General features: G+C 53.7%; 22 protein-coding genes, 1 tRNA gene and 3 pseudogenes. 17 read left to right on the top strand and 9 right to left on the bottom strand.

Annotation, left to right across the window (positions count from 1 at the left end):
- Nucleotides 1–215 precede the first annotated feature (215 nt).
- Entirely contained in the window at nt 216–959 is a 744-nt protein-coding gene (locus tag CPH80_RS06515; protein WP_096276246.1) for a pilus assembly protein PilB, read from the top strand.
- Here CPH80_RS06515 and CPH80_RS06510 read toward each other — a convergent pair whose 3' ends face one another.
- From CPH80_RS06510 to flgA, 3 genes are all read right to left on the bottom strand, one after another.
- A complete protein-coding gene (locus CPH80_RS06510) occupies nt 960–1,430 on the bottom strand; it encodes a flagella synthesis protein FlgN (protein WP_096276244.1) in 471 nt (156 codons plus the stop codon).
- Nucleotides 1,431–1,437: 7 nt separating this feature from the next.
- Nucleotides 1,438–1,764, bottom strand: coding sequence for a flagellar biosynthesis anti-sigma factor FlgM (gene flgM / locus CPH80_RS06505; protein ID WP_096276242.1), 327 nt, complete (start codon nt 1,762–1,764; stop codon nt 1,438–1,440).
- Between the two features lie 202 nt (nt 1,765–1,966).
- Nucleotides 1,967–2,665, bottom strand: coding sequence for a flagellar basal body P-ring formation chaperone FlgA (flgA, locus tag CPH80_RS06500; RefSeq protein ID WP_096276240.1), 699 nt, complete (start codon nt 2,663–2,665; stop codon nt 1,967–1,969).
- A 189-nt stretch (nt 2,666–2,854) separates the two neighbouring features.
- Here flgA and CPH80_RS06495 point away from each other — a divergent pair, with 189 nt between their 5' ends.
- From CPH80_RS06495 to CPH80_RS06480, 4 genes are read left to right on the top strand one after another with little or no spacing between them, the layout of a single operon-like run.
- Entirely contained in the window at nt 2,855–3,784 is a 930-nt protein-coding gene (locus CPH80_RS06495; RefSeq protein WP_096276238.1) for a chemotaxis protein CheV, read from the top strand.
- A gap of 6 nt (nt 3,785–3,790) precedes the next feature.
- Entirely contained in the window at nt 3,791–4,618 is an 828-nt protein-coding gene (locus CPH80_RS06490; protein ID WP_096276236.1) for a CheR family methyltransferase, read from the top strand.
- Between the two features lie 3 nt (nt 4,619–4,621).
- Nucleotides 4,622–5,809, top strand: coding sequence for an MFS transporter (locus CPH80_RS06485; protein ID WP_096276234.1), 1,188 nt, complete (start codon nt 4,622–4,624; stop codon nt 5,807–5,809).
- A gap of 49 nt (nt 5,810–5,858) precedes the next feature.
- Entirely contained in the window at nt 5,859–6,404 is a 546-nt protein-coding gene (locus CPH80_RS06480; RefSeq protein ID WP_096276232.1) for a lipocalin family protein, read from the top strand.
- 7 nt (nt 6,405–6,411) lie between these two features.
- On the opposite strand, the gene CPH80_RS06475 is transcribed toward CPH80_RS06480, so the two are convergent.
- Complete coding sequence (locus tag CPH80_RS06475; protein ID WP_096276230.1) at nt 6,412–7,062, bottom strand: cupin domain-containing protein; 651 nt, start codon at nt 7,060–7,062, stop codon at nt 6,412–6,414.
- A 74-nt stretch (nt 7,063–7,136) separates the two neighbouring features.
- The gene (locus CPH80_RS06470) at nt 7,137–7,667 is read right to left on the bottom strand and encodes an isochorismatase family protein (protein WP_096276228.1); all 531 of its coding nucleotides are present in this window, start codon (nt 7,665–7,667) and stop codon (nt 7,137–7,139) included.
- Nucleotides 7,668–7,877: 210 nt separating this feature from the next.
- Between CPH80_RS06470 and CPH80_RS06465 the strand changes: the two genes are divergently transcribed.
- A tRNA-Ser gene (locus tag CPH80_RS06465) sits at nt 7,878–7,968 on the top strand.
- 269 nt (nt 7,969–8,237) lie between these two features.
- On the opposite strand, the pseudogene CPH80_RS06460 reads toward CPH80_RS06465, so the two are convergent.
- Nucleotides 8,238–8,779: pseudogene (locus CPH80_RS06460) on the bottom strand (IS5 family transposase); the annotation flags it as partial.
- Nucleotides 8,780–9,084: 305 nt separating this feature from the next.
- Between CPH80_RS06460 and CPH80_RS06450 the strand changes: the two are divergent.
- From CPH80_RS06450 to erpA, 7 genes are all read left to right on the top strand, one after another.
- On the top strand, nt 9,085–9,333 hold the full coding sequence (locus tag CPH80_RS06450; protein ID WP_096276226.1) for a BolA family protein: 249 nt from the start codon (nt 9,085–9,087) through the stop codon (nt 9,331–9,333).
- Nucleotides 9,334–9,350: 17 nt separating this feature from the next.
- Nucleotides 9,351–9,668, top strand: coding sequence for a Grx4 family monothiol glutaredoxin (gene grxD, locus CPH80_RS06445; protein ID WP_096276224.1), 318 nt, complete (start codon nt 9,351–9,353; stop codon nt 9,666–9,668).
- A gap of 288 nt (nt 9,669–9,956) precedes the next feature.
- Nucleotides 9,957–11,204, top strand: a complete 1,248-nt coding sequence (locus tag CPH80_RS23145) for a P-loop NTPase (RefSeq protein WP_096276222.1) — start codon at nt 9,957–9,959, stop codon at nt 11,202–11,204.
- Nucleotides 11,197–11,832 (top strand): NifU family protein, encoded by a 636-nt coding sequence (locus CPH80_RS06435; RefSeq protein ID WP_096281455.1) that lies wholly within the window; start codon nt 11,197–11,199, stop codon nt 11,830–11,832. Before CPH80_RS23145 ends, CPH80_RS06435 begins: the two co-directional genes overlap by 8 nt.
- Nucleotides 11,829–13,583, top strand: a complete 1,755-nt coding sequence (locus CPH80_RS06430) for a protein adenylyltransferase SelO (RefSeq protein ID WP_096276220.1) — start codon at nt 11,829–11,831, stop codon at nt 13,581–13,583. The genes CPH80_RS06435 and CPH80_RS06430 overlap by 4 nt, the downstream gene beginning before the upstream one ends.
- A gap of 87 nt (nt 13,584–13,670) precedes the next feature.
- A complete protein-coding gene (locus CPH80_RS06425; protein WP_096276219.1) occupies nt 13,671–14,021 on the top strand; it encodes a tetratricopeptide repeat protein in 351 nt (116 codons plus the stop codon).
- A 112-nt stretch (nt 14,022–14,133) separates the two neighbouring features.
- Complete coding sequence (gene erpA / locus CPH80_RS06420) at nt 14,134–14,487, top strand: iron-sulfur cluster insertion protein ErpA (protein WP_096276217.1); 354 nt, start codon at nt 14,134–14,136, stop codon at nt 14,485–14,487.
- Between the two features lie 193 nt (nt 14,488–14,680).
- Here erpA and CPH80_RS06415 read toward each other — a convergent pair.
- Nucleotides 14,681–15,241 (bottom strand): annotated as a pseudogene (locus tag CPH80_RS06415) (transposase); the annotation flags it as partial.
- On the opposite strand from CPH80_RS06415, the gene thiD reads away from it, so the two are divergent.
- Nucleotides 15,167–15,859 (top strand): bifunctional hydroxymethylpyrimidine kinase/phosphomethylpyrimidine kinase, encoded by a 693-nt coding sequence (gene thiD, locus CPH80_RS06410; RefSeq protein ID WP_096276215.1) that lies wholly within the window; start codon nt 15,167–15,169, stop codon nt 15,857–15,859. The pseudogene CPH80_RS06415 and the gene thiD overlap by 75 nt on opposite strands.
- 71 nt (nt 15,860–15,930) lie before the next feature.
- Here thiD and CPH80_RS06405 read toward each other — a convergent pair whose 3' ends face one another.
- The gene (locus CPH80_RS06405) at nt 15,931–16,110 is read right to left on the bottom strand and encodes a hypothetical protein (RefSeq protein ID WP_096276213.1); all 180 of its coding nucleotides are present in this window, start codon (nt 16,108–16,110) and stop codon (nt 15,931–15,933) included.
- 36 nt (nt 16,111–16,146) lie between these two features.
- Here CPH80_RS06405 and tnpA point away from each other — a divergent pair, with 36 nt between their 5' ends.
- Complete coding sequence (tnpA, locus tag CPH80_RS06400; RefSeq protein ID WP_096276211.1) at nt 16,147–16,467, top strand: IS66 family insertion sequence element accessory protein TnpA; 321 nt, start codon at nt 16,147–16,149, stop codon at nt 16,465–16,467.
- A 33-nt stretch (nt 16,468–16,500) separates the two neighbouring features.
- Nucleotides 16,501–17,192, top strand: a pseudogene (gene tnpC / locus CPH80_RS06395) (IS66 family transposase); the annotation flags it as partial.
- A 94-nt stretch (nt 17,193–17,286) separates the two neighbouring features.
- Here tnpC and CPH80_RS06390 read toward each other — a convergent pair.
- The gene (locus tag CPH80_RS06390; protein WP_227520457.1) at nt 17,287–17,679 is read right to left on the bottom strand and encodes a tyrosine-type recombinase/integrase; all 393 of its coding nucleotides are present in this window, start codon (nt 17,677–17,679) and stop codon (nt 17,287–17,289) included.
- A gap of 80 nt (nt 17,680–17,759) precedes the next feature.
- Here CPH80_RS06390 and CPH80_RS06385 point away from each other — a divergent pair, with 80 nt between their 5' ends.
- The gene (locus CPH80_RS06385) at nt 17,760–18,047 is read left to right on the top strand and encodes a hypothetical protein (RefSeq protein ID WP_197703619.1); all 288 of its coding nucleotides are present in this window, start codon (nt 17,760–17,762) and stop codon (nt 18,045–18,047) included.
- The last annotated feature ends 147 nt before the right edge of the window (nt 18,048–18,194 follow it).

Genomic DNA, 18,194 nt, shown 5'->3' with positions numbered 1-18,194 from the left:
ACCTGGCTCTCAGTCGGTTAGCGGCAGATGGTTTTCCTGCAATAATTACATAGACTCAATTGTTCTCCGATCTTAACAGATTTGATTCACAGTTCGGGAAACACGCTTGCGCAGAATTGGCCGTTATCAACTAACCTTTTCTGGGAGCCATTGCGTAGAAAATTACTCACCGGGCCGGGTTGTACGGTAATCACTGTGAGAAAGGGGAGAGGCTAGTGAGATTCCGTAAAGGGTTTGAGGAAAAGTCACGGCTTGGGCGGCTGCTGGTCAATCGTGGTTATTTGTCCGAGGGGCAGGTAAAAGAAGGCCTCAAGCTACAGCGTGAGAGCGGGAAACGCCTGGGTGAGGTGCTCATTACGGCTGGCTGGATAACCGAGAGAGAGCTCGGTCGGGTGTTGAAGCACCAATCCCGTTATCGTAGCGCGGCAGCAATGGTCACCATGGTAGCTCTGCCGTTTCAGCCGCTGGTTTCGTTTGCGGCGAGCAATAATGCCAACGCAGCTCAGGCGGCAGAAGCTGGGGAGCTTTTTGATGCGACAGGAATGGCGCCACTGACGGAAAGCGAGTTGTCGGCGGTTGCCGGGCAAGGCAATAGCTCGTTGCTTTACCAAATTGGCGTGGTTGCTGGTATGGCGGAAAACCCGGGTTCTGATGAAAGCAGCGGCCAACTAAAGCCTGATGTTATTGAGGGAATGAAACTCACGGCCAATGTGTTCGTTCCCGTGCTCAATCTGCTGGATTCAGACCTTTCAATTTCTGGCGTGCATTACCGCGAAGGGGAGCCCCGGTATGTTGTGGGTGAAGACGGCGCGATCACCATGGCCTTTCCGGAGCGCATTGAAGAGATTCGTATGGATAATATCCGGGTCAGCGGTGGCGGCAGTCCTGCTATGGGTAACGTTAGCATTACGGACATCCGCTTCCACCCTGATTCCCGAATGACGATCTACACCCGTTGATCAGGCGCTGGCGAAAACCGTGCGGCTTGATACGGTTGTTTGCTGGCCCTTGGCGCCGTATAGCTTCTGTTGACCTGAAGCTCCTCGAAAAATATCCGTAAGCCGGGTCAGTCGTTTTTGCAGGTGATTAAGAATACGCCCGTTGTTCTCGTTGAGAATATGGCACTCACGAAGCTTTGCGTCTGCTTCCTGCCAAAGGGTGTAAAGATCGTTAAGGCCGGCACTGCGAATAAAGCGTGAAGGCTCGCCACTGTCTGGCCGAAACCCCATTGCCACTAACAGATGAATTTTCTGTTTCGCGCGCTCACGGATCTCCCCGAGTACAGTATTCTTTTCCTGAGTCAGTGTGTCGAGCGTTTTGGTATCGGAACCGGAAAGACAAGACTTCTCTTTATGTAGAGTATCCGCCAGAGTTTCTAGCTGGCGGATATCCAGGGAAAGAAGATTCTTCAGAACATCAATTGCAGCCATGATTTACTCACCCGAATATGCTTTTATCCATATCAAGCATTTTCTGGGCCAGCTTTTCTGCATCAATCTTGTAGGTGCCGCTTTCGAGCGCTGAACGAATCTCTTCGATTCGATCGTCATCCATTTCAGGGTAATCCCCCAGCTTCTGTTCCAGCTGCTTAAGATTCCTAGCCTGGCTGCTCAAGTTAACGTTTTCGCCGCGCGCACTCTGGGCCTTAGCGTTGGCCTGCTCTGGAGCGGCTTGCTTGGCACTTGGGCTGTTGGCGGGCTTGTCGGCCGTGGTTCTTTGGGTGTTGACCTGGCCTTGGCCAATTCCATTTAAGTCAACTGACATATCGATACCTGCTTACGGTTGAGCCACACATGGGTGGGCTGACTCGGGTTTATATCCGCTTAACGGCACATTGCCGGCATACTTTAGGGGCAGATATATACTTTTTGTTAACATTCTGTAACGCGCCATGGGGCGCTTGAGACGGTGACGATCTGGCGGCATATTTTTGCCGGCGGAAAAGTCCTGCCATGTCGTCTGCGCGCTACATCGGCACCTCGACGTGCCCGGGCGCCGTGACGTTCGCTCTTACAGTCCTGGACGAACCAAGGTTTTCCACTAAAACTTGCTCACCAACGGACGCGTTGGCCAGGGCTTTGCCCCGGGAACGAACCGAAAAGGATCCGTTGCGGGCGGTGATGATAACATGATCTCCTCGGCTAACGGCATCTGGCGCTTCGAGCAGATCGGGGGTTAGAACTGAGCCAGTATTAACCGGCCTGCGTACAACCATGCCTTCCACCAAGTCTGCATCCGTTATTATTCCCCGTCGGCTAGCATTCACCACAACAGAGCGGCTTTTAAGCATGCTGCTGGTTATGCGTTCGCCTCGACCAAGCGGGCGGGTCGCGACCAGTGCGGGGCCGTTGATGGAAACCGTGGTTGTAACAAACATGCGCCACGGACGCTCGCCGATGCAGGCTACCTGTACCGAGGGGTGCTCGCTTTTCCACGGGTCACCGGTAAATTCGACCGCTAGAGCGGCAGAGCAGGGTGCCAGTGCAATTCTGCTGTCGATATTGCCAGTCTCGAACGTAACCTGGTAATCCCTTTCAGCCTGCGTTGCTGCAAAGGCTTCAAGAAACGACAAGGTTGCTTCGTGTATCTCGTTCGCAGTGGTTTGTGCCTGCACTGAGCTGGTTAGAGCCATGAACAAGGTCAATACTAAAAGCTGGGTGCGCATATGTCCTCGTTTGTCCTATGCTGTCAGTAATACGGCAGAATTCATTAAAAATGCCTAAGGAATACGGTGCCCTGGCCGTTAAACAGGCTGATCCGCTTGCGGGCGACGTTATTACGTCACTCTGACAATTTATTTAATAGAACAGCAAAATGCGTGCCGGTGCTATCCGGCCAGCTAGGAGAGACTGCAATGGCAGGGGTATTGGACAGTGTAAACCAGCGCACGCAGCTGGTCGGTCAGAACCGGCTTGAGCTCCTTCTTTTCCGTTTGCGCGGCCGCCAGATATACGGCATCAACGTGTTCAAAGTTAAAGAGGTGCTCCAGTGCCCCAGGCTGTCTTCCATCCCTAACAGCCGTGCAGTGGTTCGTGGCGTGGCGCACATCCGCGGCGAAACCATTCCGGTTATTGATCTGGGTATGGCTATAGGTTTGCCAGGAATTCCTCAGGAAGACTTGCCGACCAGCTTTGTGATCATTACCGAGTACAACCGAAAGACCCAGGGTTTCCTGGTAACCGGGGTAGACCGGATCATGAACATGAATTGGGAAGACATTCTGCCACCTCCGAAAGGAGCCGGTAAGGATATCTACCTTACAGCCGTTACCAAGATTGATGATAAACTGGCGGAAATCATAGACGTAGAAAAGGTTCTTTCCGAGGTTTCTCCGCTTCGGGAGGATGTTACCGATGCAATTCGGAGCAAAAGCGCGGAGCGGGTTTCGGTGCACTTGCCAGTTCTGGTGGTGGACGATTCTGCCGTTGCGCGCCGCCAGATTGAGCGCTGCCTTATAGCTATTAGCATGAATGTGGTAACCCGGAACGATGGTAAGCAGGCGCTCGAATATCTTAAGGAAATTACGGCGGACGGCTCAAAAGCAACCGACCATCTGTCCTTAATTATCTCTGATGTGGAAATGCCTGAAATGGACGGGTATACACTGGTTACCCGAATAAAAAGTGATCCCGCACTGACGGACCTCTTTGTTATGCTTCATACCTCACTGAGCGGTGTATTCAACAAGGCCATGGTCAAGAAGGTCGGGGCGGATGATTTTATGGCCAAATTCAGCCCCGATGAGCTCGCTGAGCGCATCATGGAAATTATCGACCAGAACTGAGAACCAATGAAAGCGGAAATCACCCCACAGGAATATGAAACCTTCAAATCCTTCCTGCAGGATGCGTGTGGTATTTTGCTGGGCGAAAACAAACAGTATCTTGTGAAAAGCCGGTTGCGGCGGATTTCGGAAGAGAACGATTTGAACTCTTTGGGGGAACTGCTCGGTCGCCTGAATAGACCGGGGCGGGGCAACCTGAAAGAGGTAGTAATCGATGCGATGACCACCAACGAAACCCTTTGGTTTCGCGACAATCATCCGTTTCGGATTTTGCAGGAAAAACTGCTTCCGGAGTTTGCTACACGCTCTTCCATGGCGCCTTTACGAATCTGGTCTGCGGCTTGTTCTACCGGCCAGGAGCCCTATTCGGTTGGCATGATCGTCGATGAGTTCCGACGTCAGAAGCCAGGCAAACTGCGTGATGTAAAAGTGACGGCAACAGACATCTCGAAAAGTGTACTTGAGGTGGCCCGCCGTGGTGAGTACGAGATGATCGCCATTGGGCGAGGGCTGTCTCCGGAACGGCAGAAACAGTTCTTTACGCCTTCTGAAAATGGGGGCTGGCAGATCCGGGCGCAGATCAAAAGCTTGGTTGAGTTTAAAGAGCTCAACCTGCTCGAGCGCTACATGCTCGGCAAATACGACATAGTGATGTGTCGCAATGTGCTAATCTACTTTTCTGCAGATCTCAAGAAAGACATTCTGACCCGTATTCATGCCACATTGAATCCCGGTGGTTACTTGATTCTTGGCGCCTCTGAGTCCCTAAATGGCCTACCAGATTTGTATGAAATGGTGCAGTGCCACCCCGGGATTATTTACAGGAAAAAATAAGCAATGCCCTTTAACGTTTGGGTGCTGGCAGCGGCACAAGCTCTGGCCATGTGCACAGCGCCCTTCATTGTATTTATCGGGAGTATTCAGGGAAGGCTGCTTGCGCCTGCTCCGGAGTACGCGACTCTTCCCGTGGGGCTGGTTGTTTTGGGTACGGTCCTCGCCATAAAGCCGGCTACCTGGCTAATGGAGAGGCTAGGTCGCAAGCGTGTGATGCTGCTTGGTGCATGCATGGGTATGCTGGCCGGGTGCCTAGGTGCTTTCGCGTCTTGGCTCAGTCTTTTTCCACTGCTTTGTCTAGCGGCTGTTGTCGGTGGCACCGGGCTGGCGGTGGTGCATCAGTACCGCTTTGCTGCAATGGAGTCCGTGCCCGATAACATGGCCGGCTCAGCCGCCGCACGAGTGTTGCTCGGCGGCCTGGTTGCCGCATGGCTCGGGCCTGAAATTGCCACACTTGGCAGCGGGGCAGAAGCTGCTTATCCGTTCCTTATAAGCTGGCTCGGCCTGGCGGGTGTTCAGTTTGCTGCATTGGTGATACTCAGCATTGGTTATCGGGCGCAAGCTGAGAGGGCAAGAGAAACCCATGCAGGCGGTGGCAGGCCACTGCGGGAAATCCTCGCCAATCCGCTGATCTGGGCGGCCATGAGTGCCGCTGCCATTGGCTATGCGGTGATGAGTTTTATCATGACGGCAACGCCTCTCAGCATGACCGAAATGGCGGGGCACGATCTGGATGATGCCAAGCGGGTCATTCAACTTCACATTATGGCTATGTATTTGCCATCGCTTATCAGCGGTTGGCTGACACGGGTGGTGGGCATACCTCTGATGATGGCAGTCGGGCTACTGGCCTACCTGGGGTGCATTGTACTGGCTGCCAGTGGCGTTAGTTTTCATCACTATCTATCTGCACTGTTGCTACTGGGCGTTGGCTGGAACTTTCTATTTGTGGGCGGCACAACTTTGCTACCCCGTGGCTACACAGATGCCGAACGTTTCAGGGTTCAGGGCCTTAACGACATTTTCGTGTTTGGGTCGCAAGCGACAGCCGCTTTATCGGCGGGTGTTATCCTCTCCTGGCTTGGCTGGTCCGCGCTTGTGATGATTGCCGTGCCTTTTCTGGTTATCCATGCGGTGCTGATGGTTTTTTGGTTAACACGCGGAGAAACTAAAGTCCGCGGGTCGATTTAGCCCGTAAACTGCTCAGGATCTTCTTAATATCGAAAATAGAGGGCTATCTATGGCATTTTTACGCAATCGCCTGAAGCTGTTGTTCGCTTTATCGCTAACAGTGTTAATCGCCGCCTGTACCGGTGTTCCGCAAGGCATTCAGCCTGTGAGTGGTTTGGAAGCGGATAAGTACTTGGGTACTTGGTACGAAATCGCTCGCCTGGATCATTCGTTCGAAGAAGGGCTTAGTCGGGTGAGCGCCGAATACGAGCTGCAGGATGATGGCAGTATCAAAGTCATTAACCGTGGATACGATGCAGAAGCTGGCGAATGGAGCGTTGCTGAGGGCAGGGCAGTATTCGTAGACGATAACAAAACGGGGCACCTAAAAGTCTCGTTTTTCGGCCCGTTCTATGCTTCGTACGTTATATTTGAGCTCGACAAAGACAAGTATCAGCGCTCTTATGTAACCGGCTACGACCGTGACTATCTTTGGTTCCTCTCACGCACGCCCGAGGTTAGCGAGGAAGCGATCGCCCGATTCAAGGAAACAGCCTTGAAAGCGGGCTTTGATCTTGAGGAGCTTATTTTGGTGGATCATAGCCCCGTTAAATAGGTTCCGCTCAAAAGGGTAAGTGGCCGGTCTTCACCCAGATAACGGTTTCCTGCTCCACAAAGGGGTGGTGCTGGCTCATGTGAGGGCTTCGCATCCAAGTGCCTTCAGGGTAGCGCCCATGGTCATCACAAAACTCACCTGAAAGAACGAAGATCTCTTCGCCTCCGAAATGCCTATGCGGCTGAAATTTCTCATTGGCTGGCCATTTAACAAGTGCTACATGCTCATGCTCAAATTCATGAAGCGGCATTACTTCAAGGCCACCGATTCCAGGCTGCCAATCGCAGTTTCGGGTATCAATCTGCACAGTAGCAAGATCGCATTCATTGAACTGATGCAGTTTTACCAACAGCGTGCACCCTGGATTGCTGAACGGCGTATGCCCGCTCCCGGGTGGGTTTCGCAGATAGGTACCGGCAGGGTAGTCGCCGTTTTCATCCGAAAACACGCCTTCCAGAACCAGTATTTCTTCCCCAAGAGGATGCTCGTGGCGGCTGAACGATGCGCCGGGCTCATAGCGAACAATACTGGTCGCGTGGCCTCGTTCTGCTTCTTCTCGGGCCAACGGCTTTCTGATGACTCCGCCTGACGGGCTGGGAGCCCACTCTTGTTCACGAGTGCGGACGACAACCTTGCGGTCAAAATCCATGTTGAGCATATTGTGTGCCTCTTTAATACAAGTCGAGACGTTCATTACGACGCAAAGCTGCGAGTGGATGAGCGGGTTTGCGACTACTTAATCAACATCTGAACGTCGCGGAACGCAGGGTGTTTGCAGTGCCGCATCCATTCAAACGCTACCATTTCTACAGTGACAATGCGTGCGCCGCTATGGCTGAGCCGGTCAAGTGCAACATCCCGGTCGAATTCATTCCGTGATCCCGTCGCATCTGCAACAACCCAAACCTTATAGCCTGCGTCAATCAGGCTGAGCGCAGTCTGCATCATGCATACATGAGTTTCGCAGCCGGCAATAATTATGTGTTGCCGGCCTTCAGGAAGACTATCAACCAACCCGTCGGGGCAGGCGTCGAAATGGTGTTTTGCCAATGTCTGGTGGCAAAGCTCCTTAACGGCCTCCACGTTGGGCCCCAGCTTTTCTGGTAACTGCTCGGTGGCCAGAACCGGTATATCCAAAAGCCCAGCAATTGTGGCGAGGGTTACGCACCGGCTTACCACCTCCTGGCCGTGAGTAATCGCCGGCATTAGCCTTTCTTGAACGTCTATCAGCAGCAGGGTCGATTGTTCCGATTTCATGAGCATGGCTAGCCTCCAAGCTTGGTTAACATGCTGAACAGATTAGATATACCATGGTACTAGCAACGAGAGGGGCGAGCACCATACGCATTAATATTGGCATAAACCGGAAATTTTGCCGGGATTTATCGTAAGAGAGTTGCCAAGCGCCGCCAAAACGATTAAAGTTTGCGCCCTCAAATGAGCGACGATATGGCTGATTTGAAACAGGTTATTGGAGAGGTGGCCGAGTGGCTGAAGGCGCATGCCTGGAAAGCGTGTAAACGTTAATAGCGTTTCGAGGGTTCGAATCCCTCTCTCTCCGCCAATTTAAACCCCTGATTTTATTAAAGAAATTCATGGGTTATTTTTTTTTGGGCCTAATTTGGGCCTAGATTGAGATTTCACTGTCCGCTACTGTCCACAATAAAACCAAGTTGTTGAGAAATTTTTGCTGCCATTTTTGGTGAGTCGTCCGGAATCCATTTAGCGTAGTGCTTTTTCACCATGCTGGTATCAGAGTGGCCCAGCTGTCTCGATATCCATTCCAAACTCACATAATTCGATACCATCTGACTAGGGTCTGTTGACGTTTCATTACATCGGCAACCATAAAAACCACAAGCCATGGCGACGCCGCTCTGATAGTTGCGTTTCAATTTGTCATAGCGCGTCGCCAGCCCACGAAAATGTTTCAAGCGTGCAAGCGCATTTTCCACCAAATGACGGTGGCGATATAACGACCAATCCATATCCGCATTACCTATGACCGAATTTGACCTTCTTGGAATCGCGGCGTTGGCACCTTTGTTTTTAATCTGTTCGCGAATCTTTCCACTGTCATAACCTTTGTCCGCTACCACGGCTTTAGCCGGCGGTAATGGTTCAATTAATTCGCTTGCCGCCGTGCTGTCATGGATCTCGCCGCCAGTCACTGTAAACTCAATCGGTAAGCCGTAACTATCGACTGCCAAATGAATTTTTGTTGTATTTCCGGCGCGACTTTTACCGATAGCTTGCGAGTCAGCACCTCTTGCGCCCGCGCTATGCTGATGAGCTTTTACATAGCTGCCATCAATAAATTCCCACTCAGTATCCGGTTCACTGACCAGATTTTTGAACAGCAACAACCATTTTCCTTTTTTATTCAATACCTTATGCGAAAACGTCAACAGCCCCTAGGGTTTCGATGTTTTTTATTGTCTGTGAAGCCGTACCCCGGGTCGTGCCATGGAAAGTGTCGAAGGCGGACGGCGTTCGCGATACGCCCCAAGTGATAGACCAAATCTGCGATCGCACGACTGTCCATATTCAACCCCCTTTCGTTATGTTTTGACAGTAGCGTTTTTAAACTATCTTGACAATATTATAGTTTCGGAACGATACTATAATCCTGCTGTATTGGTGAAGGTCATGAGGCCTTGGTAACCCTTGGGAGGATAAAATGCTGACAGCGAATAAACTAAGAGACTACATCATGAATGGCCTGACCTGCGATCATGTGGAAGTGCAGGGCGATGACGGCCAGCACTTCGAAGCGGTCATCGTGAGCCAGCAATTTGCCGGCAAAAATAAGATACAGCAGCATCAACTGGTTTATCTGGCACTCGGAGATCGGATGCGCTCGGAGATTCACGCGCTGGCTATGCGCACTTTTACGCCCCAAACCTGGGCGCGACCAGCCACCAAATAACGTCGGAGAAATCAAAAATGAACGTACAGGAAAAAATTCTCAGTCAGGTCACAACTGATAACGTCGTGCTCTACATGAAAGGCAAGCCCCAGTCTCCGCTGTGTGGTTTTTCTGATACGACTGTGCAGGTATTAAATGCCTGCGGCGTGCAGGATTTTGCTGCTGTCGATGTGCTGGCCGATCCGGAAATCCGCGATGGCATCAAGGTGTACAGCAACTGGCCGACCATTCCTCAGCTCTACATTAAGGGCGAGTTTGTCGGTGGTGCCGATATTGTGCGTGAAATGTATGAGCAAGGTGAACTGCAGAAATTGCTCCAATCAGCGCTGGCTTGATGACATTGAAACCGGTGAGGGGCGGGCTTCCAACGATGCAAAGCTTGACTGCACCAGAACCAGAACTGGCCGCATGGTTTTAACCACGTTAGCAACCTTACAGGTGGCGTTCATGCCTGGGCTCTGCAAGTCGACGGCACGATGCCGACCTATTGAGTTTCAGGTTTATCGACTTTCGCAAAAATGATGGTGGGCAATAAGCGTATGAATTGGGGTTGGTTGTTATTTTGGCGGCAGAGATCAAAGCCACTTTCTCCCCCGTTAATTGAAAATACAAGGAACTTAACCATGCAGACCACTGACCGTAATCAATCTAACGCGCCTGACGCGTCATCCCGGTCGGCTGCTAGCGCCGATAAGCTGCCCGGGATACGGCATATCATCGCCGTCGGAAGTGGCAAGGGCGGCGTCGGAAAATCCACGGTGAGTGTGAACTTGGCGCTGGCACTGCAGCAGCTTGGGGCGCGCGTCGGAATCGTAGACGCCGACATTCTTGGCCCTAGTATTCCCGGTATGCTCGGCATCGCAACCGGTGAGAAGCCAACGACGACCCAGAGTGGCAAGATGATCCCTGCGGAGGGGCATGGCCTGAAGGTAGTGTCGATGGCGATGCTCACCAACGATGACCAGCCGGCTGTTTTACGCGGGCCGATGGTAGGAAAATACCTGAAAATGTTCGTCGACGGCGTGCAATGGGGGTCGCTGGATTACCTGATTCTTGACCTTCCACCCGGCACCGGCGACGTCCAGTTGACGCTGGCACAGAGTATGCCGCTGTCGGGTGTGGTGATCGTAACGACACCACAGGCCGTGAGCCTCAAAATTGCCCGCCGAGGCTTGCGAATGTTCGAGAAGGTGCAAGTCAAGATTCTTGGGCTCGTCGAGAACATGCGCACCTTTACCTGTCCTCACTGCGGCGAGAACACGGATATTTTCCGTCACGGCGGTGGAGAACAGATGGGCCAGGAGCTTGGCGTCCCGTTTCTGGGTGCCTTACCTCTCGATGCCGATGTCGTTACCAGCGGTGATGAAGGTCGCCCGATAGTGGCACAGCAACCAGCGTCGGTCAGCGCCAAGGTGTATGCCACCATCGCCACGGCGCTTGCGGAGCAGCTCAACGAGTCGGTCACGGTGCTGAAGCCGTTTGTCTGGACGTGGGATAGCAACGAGGGGGCCCCTGACTGGGCGGAAGGTGCGGCGCAGCCTGCTGGATCGCAGAACACCCCGATCGGTTTACTGCGCCGCGATCCGCGCACGTTATCCATCCTCTGGGAGGACGGTCATCGCGACGACTTTGACGTCCGCGATCTGCGCCTGGCGTGCCACTGCGCCCTGTGTGTCGAGGAAATGAGCGGACGCAAGCTACTCGATCCAAAGACAATACGCCATGATGTGGCGCCGCGACAGATCGTGAGCATAGGTAACTACGCCATCAAATTCGATTGGAACGACGGCCATAACAGCGGGATATATACGTTTAACAACCTGCGTGCCTTGGGTGCCAGCGCTGCAGCGAGCGATGTTGAAAATGTCTGATGTCCTGCTTGCGGATCAGCCGGTCAGTATTCGCGCAGAGTCTTCGCTCGCCGACCCCGATACGTGTAAGTTCATCGTCAGCCGTAGCTTGCATCCCGGCGGCCCGTTCTTTTTTGGCAACAAAGAACGAGCCGTTGGTTCGCCGCTCGGCGAGCAACTGTTCGCACTCCCTGGCGTGGCTAACCTGCTCATTGCCGATAGCGTGGTAACCGTGTGCAAGGAGCCAGCCGCCTCGTGGTCAGGGCTGAAAGCAGATATCGGAATGGCCATCCGTACGCAACTGCGGACGGGCGTGCCGGCGATCCTGGAGATGCCTGTTGGTAACCGCACGCAAGGAAGATCCGATGCAGAGCTCGCTACGGCTGTTCAGGAACTCCTGGATAAAGAGGTCAATCGTTCAATTGCTAATCATGGTGGAAAAATTTCTATTGTGGAGGTCCGGCAAGGGAAACTGTCTATCACCATGAGCGGAGGCTGCCAGGGATGCGCTTCCTCTCAGGTAACTCTGAGGCAGGGATTCGAAGTCATGCTCAAAAGAGTCGCCCCGGAAATCGAAGAGGTTATCGATGTGACCGACCACGCAGCAGGAAAGCAACCTTTCTACCCGCGCCATAAGGAGCCCTTGTGATAAAGCGACCGCCCCAGAAAACCGCCGCTTTAGTTTCGACCCTCGACGATCTTGCGACGTTGGCAAATTATTCGCTCATGGATTCCCTCAACTGCGACCCTGACGCGACTGTAAACGGAGACGATCACGCCCCGCGACAAGTCTTCACGGGCCACTATGTTCCCGTCAATCCCACGCCAATCGAAAACCCCGAGTACGTCGCGCACAGTAAAAACCTGTTCCGCGAACTGGGCTTCGCCGACAGCATGGCGCAGTCGACTGACTTCGTTCGCGTGTTCTCCGGCGACCTTGAGAACGTTCCGGAGCCGATGCGCAAGGTTGGTTGGGCGTGTGGCTACGCACTATCCATCTACGGCACCGAATACACCCAACAGTGCCCGTTCCAAACTGGCAACGGGTACGGCGACGGTCGCGCAATGTCAGTGCTCGAGGCCGTTATCAACGGCAAACGCTGGGAAATGCAGCTAAAAGGTGGCGGCCGGACGCCATACTGCCGCGGTGCGGACGGGCGGGCCGTTCTGCGGTCTAGTGTTCGGGAGTTTCTGGCGCAGGAGCACATGCACGCGCTTGGGGTGCCAACGTCACGGTCACTGAGTTTGTACGTGTCAAAAACGGAGAAGGTCAAGCGGCCGTGGTATTCGGAGGGCTCACGCTCGACGAATCCAGACACGCTTGTATCGGAGGCAGTCGCCATCTCGACGCGGGTCGCACCTTCGTTTATTCGAGTTGGCCAACTGGAACTCTTCGGTCGCCGTGCGCGCAAGAAGGAACATCCTCAAGCGATGGAGGAGCTTGAGAAGATTGTGTTGCACTTGATTGATCGTGAGTACGGTGACGTCATCGACCAGAACCTGGCAACCACCGAAAAAGTGGTGTTGCTTGCGCGGGAGTTCCGCGGCCGACTCACATCGCTTGTGGCGAACTGGATTCGTGTCGGCTACTGCCAAGGCAACTTCAACAGTGATAACTGTGCCGCCGGCGGTTTCACACTCGACTACGGCCCCTTCGGATTCTGCGATGTATTTGATCCGCAGTACCAGCCATGGACGGGTGGCGGACATCACTTCTCGTTCCTGAACCAACCGATGGCGGCAGAACGCAATTTTCACACGTTTTGTTCGGCGTTGCGCCCGTTGCTGACGGCGAACCAGGACTGCCTGCTTGAGCTCGACGAGATTCAAAGTGACTTTCCGAAGGTGATGCAAACACAGATGGAAAAGATGTGGGCTGCCAAACTCGGACTTGCCACTTTTCACGCGGCCTTGTTCAGTGAGCTCGCAACGCTGATGGTGCAAACACCTGTTGATTACACCATGTTCTTTCGCCAGCTCTCGACGGTGCCCGACGACATTGGCCTACTCAAAAAAAGCTTTTACAAAGGCTCAGCTTTTGAAACAGACCTCGAAGGCATGGACAGGCGTTGGGCGGAGTGGCTCACAAAATGGAAAACGCTTGCCGGCATTGTCAGCACAACCGACGCAACTGCAACTGCAACTGCGCCGCGCGCTCGTGAGGAGCTCTCTCAACAGATGAAACTCGTCAACCCGAAATACAGTTTGCGGGAGTGGTTCGTTGTGCCTGCGTATCAGCAAGCAGCTGCCGGTAACTACTCTCTAGTGCGAGAACTGCAGGACGTCATGACGCAGCCATACGCCGAGCAATCGAAAGACGTAGAGGAGAAATACTATCGGCTGAAGCCGTTGGAGTTCTTCGACGTTGGCGGGTCGTCATACTATAGCTGCTCGTCATGACCCAAAAAGTAACGGAAAAGTTGATCGAAAACCACCTGAGCGCAGACGCTATGAGGCGTGACGAAAAGATCGATAGGAGCCATGGGCATGGCTGATGAGCTTAACGAAAAAAAGGCGTTTTTGACATGGGAAGAATCGGTGGTGGCCTTACAAACCGATGCTGGGCAGGGCTCCGCCCGTGCGCAACGTTTATTGGCGATGCGATACTTGCGCGGCCGTGGAGTGCCTAAAGATGAGACCATCGCTTTTTATTGGATGCAGCTCGCCGCACAACAAAATTTTGCCTTGGCACATCGCAGTCTGGGCGAGCTTTACGAAAATGGCTCGGGTATCGCGCAGGACATTACCCTGGCGGCCCATTGGTATCGTCTTGCAGCAGAGCAGGGCGATCCCATCGCTCAAAAACATTTGCAACGTTTAGCACAGCCAAACACGTGATGTAAAAAGCAGTCAATCCACCCAACAAGGCCCTATGACGACTGGCTAGGGAACCGTTGATTGTTTTAGTCAGAAATTCAACAGTCAAATATCAAAGTACCCGGAGGCAATTTTGAGCATAGTTCAGGAACACACGATAATCCCGCTGTTTCTCAGTGAAAGTGCGGTGTCCAAAGTACGTGAATTGGTCGAAGAAGAAGGCAACGAGAACCTGAAGCTTCGGGTGTTCGTAACCGGGGGCGGCTGCTCTGGATTTCAGTACGGCTTCTCGTTCGATAAGGTGCAAGATGATGAAGACGCGGTGATTCAAAAAGACGGCATGAGTCTGCTGGTCGACCCGATGAGCTATCAGTATCTTGTGGGCGCAATGGTCGATTATCAGGAGGGGCTACAAGGAGCCCAGTTTGTAGTGCAGAACCCGAACGCCAGCTCAACCTGTGGTTGCGGCAGTTCGTTCACTATCTAGTGTCTATACGGAAACCAGTGATTTCCAGCACCACCTCTGATCGTATTTTATACAGTCGTGTGGTGGTCAATCTACCATTAGCTGCAGCGGGCGGCATCTCGTTCTGGGGCCATCGTTTTGGCCATTCTGCAGACGGCCGAAGGCCGTGCCACTCATTCTGGCGTGATATGTCTCTTGTTCAGCGGCTACCAGTTCAGGTCTGAAGCAGTCGTGCCAGCAACAGCACGTTTCTCGAGACCACCGCAGACCAGACGTACGATCTGAAGTGCTCAAGTCCTTTCCAGGTGCAACGGGACAGACCATAGGCACGCTTCAGACAGGAGATGTTGCCCTTGATGCCGGCACGGAAGTGCCTGAGCTTGCGATACACCCAGGGGCTCTTGACCATCTCACTGACCTTGAGCCCCTTCTTTTTATGGGAGGCAACGTCTTTGGTGCCCAGCGCCTTGGCCGCCGCCAGGTTCTCCTGGCTGGCATAGCCGCCATCCGTGGCGACCTGGCGCGGTGGACGTCCGTAGATCGTTGTCTGCCGCTCCATCATCGGCAGGAAACGGGCGGTATCAGCAGCCGGGTTGCCTGACTCGATCACCACATCAAGCACGAGCCCACTGCGGCCAGTGGTGAGGTTCAGCTTGTGACCGAACGCGACGTCTCTGGCGCCTTTGATGATGATGTCGGTATGCGGCTCGAACAGGCTGAAGACCTTCTTATCCGCCGGCACGGTCTCGCCCTGGAATACCCGCCGCTGCGTCTGATCCTCCGTGACGATATCCGCATCAATGCGGTGAAGATTGGAATGCTTGGCGACGCAGCAATCATTAATGTTGTCGCAGAGGGAATCAGGGGGCTCGACATTCCGATTGTACTTGGTCCGGTGATGGTTGCGAAAAGCGATGGCCGCCTACTTGCTCCCGATGCGGTGGAAGCACTGCGTGCGCAGCTTTTGCCCTGCGCCACGGTATTAACCCCCAACCTGCCGGAAGCCGCCGATCTTTTAGAAGTGGCTGAGGCCAAATCCCCCGCTGATATGGAACGTCAAGCCAAGGCCATTCTTGCGCTCGGGCCACGCGCGGTCTTACTCAAAGGGGGTCATCTTAGCGGGGGTGATAGCCCCGATCTGCTGGCCACCACCGACCAATTGATTTGGCTTGACGGGCCGCGTTACCCCACGCGCAACACCCACGGCACCGGCTGCACCCTATCTGCCGCGCTGGCAGCACAATTGGCGCAAGGCGAGCCTTTGGTGCAGGCGGTTCGGATCGCGAAGCATTATGTTGCAGAGGCCATTAATCGCTCCGATGAGCTTGATGTTGGTGCTGGGCACGGCCCTGTTCATCATTTTCACGCACTATGGCCGAAAGTTGGCGGCTGACTTGAAACGGGTTTTTTGTAGGTTGCAGCGAGCAGCCCTGGGTAGCACTCGAGAACCCGTGGCTTATGCATTCAGCCCTTCATGCCGTCCTCGGTATAGTGCTCACCGGCCACATCCCGTTTCGATACCCCGGCTTCCAGCGCTGTGACCTCATCGGACGACAGCACTAGATCTGCGGACGCGACGTTTTCTTCGAGGTATTTCGTAAGCACCAATAAATCAGCACCTACATTCCCGTTCACCGATTGCACACACTGACTTCCTCACCCATTCCACGAGGAATCAGCATGACCCCAACCGAACGAGCACACGTCTGGCAGCAGCATATCACTGACTGGCAAGTCTCCGGCGTGTCCGGCAGCGCTTACTGTAAGCAACAGTCACTGATCTATCATCAATTCGTTTACTGGCGCCGGAAGCTAACCCCGACTGAAGACTCTCCAAAGCAGGCGCAAGCGGCCACCGGGTTCGCGCGAGTCGTTTCTGCTCCTGGCGCTAGCATCGGCGGAGCCGATGGCCTGACCGTGTCACTGCCTGGTGGCGTCTCGATCACCGGGCTGCACGCCGGCAACATCGAGTTGCTAGGCGCTGTTTTGAGACAGCTGTGATGCGCCACCGATATTTACGCCCGTCTTTGTCGTCGCCAGCGTGGATTCTCGGACCAGCTGTTACGTGAGCGTATTGAGCTGACCCTCAGTAACCAAGAGAAGGTCGGCGGCGGCAAGACCTTCTTCACCAAGGTTAAGGAAGAGCTGCAGTTCATTCCCGCTCAACTGAAGGTCCTGGAATACTGGCAGGAAAAGCCGTGTTCGAGCAAGATGGTGAAGAGCGCATCCTGGCAGCCACCCGCCCGGTTCATCCGCTGGGCAAGTGCACCGCCACGACCTCTTTGCTGGCTTACATCATCACCTCAAAATACGCCGATGGCCTGCCGCTGTACCGCCTGGAACATATGCTCAAGCGTCTTGGGCATGAGGTCAGCCGTACCAACATGGCGCACTGGGTCATCAGGCTGGACGACGTGTTCAAACCTTTGATCCATCTGATGCGGGAGGTTCAGAACAGCAGTGACTATCTGCAAGCCGATGAAACCCGGATACAGGTGTTGAAAGAGGACGGCAAAACAGCCCAATCGGACAAATGGATGTGGGTCACCCGCGGTGGTCCACCAAATCAATCGTCGGTGTTGTTTGATTACGATCCGTCCCGTGCCGGCAGCGTTCCTGTGTGTCTGCTTGACGACTTTAAGGGCATCCTGCAGGCCGATGGCTATTCGGGTTACGGCAAGGTGTGTCGAGATAACGGCATCACTCGGATCGGTTGTTGGGATCATTATTCCAAGTCGATTTTTATCCGGAGTGTAGCCTGAAAATCCCAGTGTTCATGCGGCCGGGGGCGGTCTTTTGACGGGATAAAATTACCAACTTCTACAGCGATGTCAAGAAGGCGAGCAAGTCAGCGCTTGGTTGCCACGGCTTTGCATTTGTCGGTTCGATACCGGCGCGTTTCCAGAAGGCTTCGAGTGCTTCTCGTTTCATCTGAAAATTGGTGGTGAGGTAGCGACTGGTGGTGGCGATACTGGCGTGACCGAGATAATCGCGGATGACGGTAACGTCGACACCAGACTGCAACAGTGCGACCGCGCAACTGTGGCGAAGCACATGCGGGGTGATTTTTCGGCGCTGTAAGGTAGGGGCTGTCGGGATCGCGGCGACCACATATTTTTGAAGCAGATAGGCCGCGCCGTCGCGCGTCAATGGCTGGCCCTGTCGATTCACAAAGACAAATGCCCCTGGCGCGCCGCCGCGTACTGTAGGCAGGCGCTTACTATAAACTATCTCGATGCGGCATCATCAGGCATGGGGATGCCCTTGAAACAAGCAATCTTACGGGATTCCTAATGCTAGAACGCAGACAGATATTCTTCTCCACTACTATAACCCTGTTTATTTTCGTAAGCTCTATGGCGCGGGGGGAAACGTGCCTCGCCCCGGAACGACCCTTCGTTCCAAGCGATCGTCACGCCGCTCGAGAGTATGCCGATTTGATCCGGAAGGATTTCGAGAACTATATTTCGGACATGCAGAACTACTTTCAATGCATGGAGGGTGAGCGATCACGCGCCTTCCCGGAGGCGCAGGAAGTAAGCCAGAAATACGGTCAATTCATCCAGTTCGTGCAAGAGTGACACTTTCGGCAACAAGTTGCGGATCAAGCCGCGCTAAAGTCCGATGACTAATTTGCAAATTCTTAGTGAAATGTGCTCGATATTCATTGGTTTTGGTCATAGCGGCTGTCAGGCGGGAAGACCTTGACGTGAGTGCAGGCTGCGACT

Source organism: Marinobacter sp. LV10R510-11A (assembly GCF_900215155.1).
Lineage (GTDB): Bacteria > Pseudomonadota > Gammaproteobacteria > Pseudomonadales > Oleiphilaceae > Marinobacter.
The sequence above is the reverse complement of the archived record's forward strand: the minus strand, read 5'-3'. Positions and strand labels throughout refer to the sequence as shown.